Raw genomic sequence first — 3,244 nt, 5'->3', positions numbered from 1 at the left:
GAGGGAGCGGTGCCGCCGGTGGCCCGCTCCGCGGGCGGCTACCGGCTGTACGACGCCGAGTCCGTGGCCCGTGTCGAGCTGGTCCGCACCCTGCGCTCCGCAGATCGGGCCAGACCGGCCGTGCGGTGATCGCTCAGCATCCTCTTGTGTTTCACCCGAACCTACCGATGCATCGGCCTGATGCACACCGATGGATCCGTGGGTTTCCACCGGGATCCAGCGGGTCGAGAACAACCGCGCCGGTTGCACGGCAATGGTCGGTCGAAGCGTGCGCTCGACTGGTTGCTGGCATCTCGCTACACGCAGGTCCTACCTGGTTGCCGGGGGGCGCGTGACCGTGCGCGCCGATCGCTTTCCGGTTCAGGGAGAGGATGGTGCTGGTGACCGTCGGTCCGGCGGGGGCAGGGTGCCCTTGTCCTAGCTGCCGTTGAGCCCCCAGAAGCGGGCGGTGTGGTAGCTGGAGCAGATGGTGTCAAGGTAGTAGGTGGCGGCGCTGCCGCACTGTTCGGTGTTGCTGCCCGGGTCGACAGCCAGCCCGTGTCCCATGCCGGAGACCGTGTAGACCTGGACGGCGGAGCGGCCGGAGGCGTCGTCGAACACGCTCAGCGTGGTACCCCCGCCGAGGTTCTCCGTACGGGACGGCGTCTGGCCGATGCCCCACACGTTCGTCCACTGGTCGCGCAGCTCTGTGGCGTTGGCGGGCTTCACGGTGGTGTCGGCGGTGCCCTGCCAGACGGCTACGCGCGGCCACGAGGTCGTGCCGGCCGGAGCGGCGGAACGCACCAGATCCCCCCACTGGGCCGGCCTCTTGTCCGGCGGGACGTACATGCAGGTGTAGGCCGTGGCCACGCTGCTCGCGCAGCGGGCGGGCAATCCGGAGTTGATGGCCCCGCCCGCGAAGACGTCCGGGTAGGCGGCCAGCATGTTCGCCGTCATGGCGCCGCCTGCGGACAGACCGGTGATGTAGACGCGCCGAGTGTCGCCGCCGTACAGCGAGACAGCCTTGTCCACCATCTGCTTGATCGACAGCGCCTCGCCCTGACCACGGCCGCTGTCGCCCGGCTGGAACCAGTTGAAACAGGAGTTGGCGTTGTTGGCGCTGCTCGTCTGGGGGAGGACCAACGCGAAACCGTAGGTGTCGGCGAACTTGGGCCAGCCGGAGTGCGCATAGTAGTCGTTCGCGCTCTGTGTGCAGCCGTGCAGGGCGACGACCAGCGGGGCGCCGGCGGGCAGTGCGTCGGGTGCGTAGGTGTACATCGACAGGTTGCCGGGGTTGGTGCCGAACCCGGTGACCTGGGTCAGACCCGCGGCGGATGCCTGGGGGCCGGCGGCGAGCAGCCCGCCGGTCAGGGTCAGAGCCCCGGCGGCGGTGGCCCATCGGCGAATGCCTCTGATGAGAGTCCGGGAGAAACGGAACGCAGGATGCGACGGTCCCATGACGACTGCCTCCTGATGTGTGGGGGGCCTCGCCGGCACCGACAGGACTGGTGACCGGCGTGGCGTGCATCATCGGCGCTCCCGTGCCGGCGCCGGCATGGGTGGGACAGCCACAGGTGGCGAGAACCTGTGTGACGGCGGGACATTTCCCGGCTCGTGAAGGGTCGTGTAGGGCAGGAGCCCACAGGCCCGGGCGGGCCCTCCGGGGCTACGGCCAATGCGCCCTGCGCCGGGTGGTGCCGACAGCTACGCCGTGACTCTGGATGGTGGTGGGAAGCCCCATATGTCGCAGCGAAGCCGCGCTATAGCCTCCCGCGCATCCCTGCACCCGACCGCGGAGGTTCACGCATGCACCTGTCTTTCCGCCCCCTGCCACGCTCCTGGCGACGCGGTGGACCAGCGGCCCTGGCCCTGGCGGCCCTCACACTCACACCCGTGCCCGCGCCCGCCGGGGCTGCACCGGTCAGCGCGGGCGCCGGCCACTGCGCGCACCTCACCCAGGTGCGCGTACCAGGGGCCGAGCATCAGCGGGCCACCTGCCTCAACGAGTTGACCACGGCGGGCACGGTCGCCTCGGGCCACACCGACCCGGCCGACTGGGCGGGCCTGACGCCCAAGGATCTGGCTGTTCCCAGAGGAGTCCCCGGTATCCAGATCGACGGCTACTTCCCGGACACCTCAACCACCAACACCAACAACGGATGGAACCATGACGCCCAGTTCGTCATGCGCCTGCCCGACCGGTGGAACGGCGGTCTGGTGGTCGCCGGCACCCCCGGCAACCGGGAGCAGTACGCCAACGACCGGGCCATCGCCGACTGGGTGCTCTCCCGCGGCTATGCCTACGCTGCCACCGACAAAGGCAACACCGGCCTGGCCTTCTACCGGGACGGCAAGAAGCCGGGCGACGCCATCGCCGAATGGAACGACCGGCTCACCCAGCTCACCCGAGCCGCCCGCGCCACACTCGCCCGGCACTACCACCGCCCGCCCTCACGCACCCTGGTGACCGGCATGTCCAACGGCGGATACCTCGTGCGCTGGCAGTTGGAGAACCATCCCGGCCTCTACGACGGGGGAGTCGACTGGGAGGGAACCCTGTGGCGCTCCGATGGCCCCACCCTGCTGAACTTCCTGCCCGAGGCGCTCCGCAACTACCCCGCGTACGCCGCCGGGGGCGAGGAAGCAGACGCGGCGCGCAGAGCCCTGCACGCCGCCGGCTTCCCGGCCGGTTCCGGGTTCCTCTGGCCGTACCACCACAAGGTCTACTGGGACCTGACCCAGCGCATCTACCGCGAGGAACTGGACCCCGGTTTCGACGGTCCGACCGAGGCGGGCACGCCTTTCTGCGCGCCGGGCACGCCGGCCTGTGACGCCGACTACGACTACGCCGCCAGGCCCGACAAGGTCCGCAGAGCCATGGAAAAGATCGCTCTGACCGGCCGGATCGGCAAACCGCTGATCACCCTGCACGGCACCCTGGACGTCCTGCTGCCGATCGCTCAGGACTCCGACGTCTACGCCCGCATGGTGCGCCAGGCCGGCCGTGGCGTACTGCATCGCTACTACCGCATCGAGGGCGGCACCCACACGGACGCCCTCGTCGACACCTACCCGGAACGCCTCCGCCCCCTCACACCGTGCCACCGCACGGCTTTCACGGCCTTGGAGAACTGGCTCATGCCAGGACACCGCCCACCCGCCTCCCACACCGTCCCTCTGCCCGCCGCTAGAGACTCCGCGACACTCCTGGACACCTGCTCCCTGGACGCACCCACGACCGCGGCAGGCCTCCGTCGTCCCTGAC

General features: G+C 70.0%; 1 protein-coding gene and 2 pseudogenes. 2 read left to right on the top strand and 1 reads right to left on the bottom strand.

Going from position 1 to position 3,244, the window contains the following annotated elements:
- A pseudogene (locus ACFTZL_RS43220) lies at window positions 1-96 on the top strand (MerR family transcriptional regulator); the annotation flags it as partial.
- 55 nt (window positions 97-151) lie between these two features.
- Here the strand turns inward: ACFTZL_RS43220 and ACFTZL_RS43215 are convergent.
- A pseudogene (locus ACFTZL_RS43215) lies at window positions 152-1,437 on the bottom strand (alpha/beta hydrolase family esterase).
- 348 nt (window positions 1,438-1,785) lie between these two features.
- Here ACFTZL_RS43215 and ACFTZL_RS43210 point away from each other — a divergent pair.
- The gene (locus ACFTZL_RS43210; RefSeq protein ID WP_382595613.1) at window positions 1,786-3,243 is read left to right on the top strand and encodes a 3-hydroxybutyrate oligomer hydrolase family protein; all 1,458 of its coding nucleotides are present in this window, start codon (window positions 1,786-1,788) and stop codon (window positions 3,241-3,243) included.
- The last annotated feature ends 1 nt before the right edge of the window (window position 3,244 follow it).

It is taken from the genome of Streptomyces sp. NPDC056948, from assembly GCF_042674225.1.
GTDB lineage: Bacteria > Actinomycetota > Actinomycetes > Streptomycetales > Streptomycetaceae > Streptomyces > Streptomyces purpurascens.
The sequence above is the reverse complement of the archived record's forward strand: the minus strand, read 5'-3'. Positions and strand labels throughout refer to the sequence as shown.

Excerpts from the sequence above, each read along its gene's own strand:
- ACFTZL_RS43210 (WP_382595613.1), top strand. The coding sequence starts at position 1,786 with ATGCACCTGTCTTTCCGCCCCCTGCCACGCTCCTGGCGACGCGGTGGA.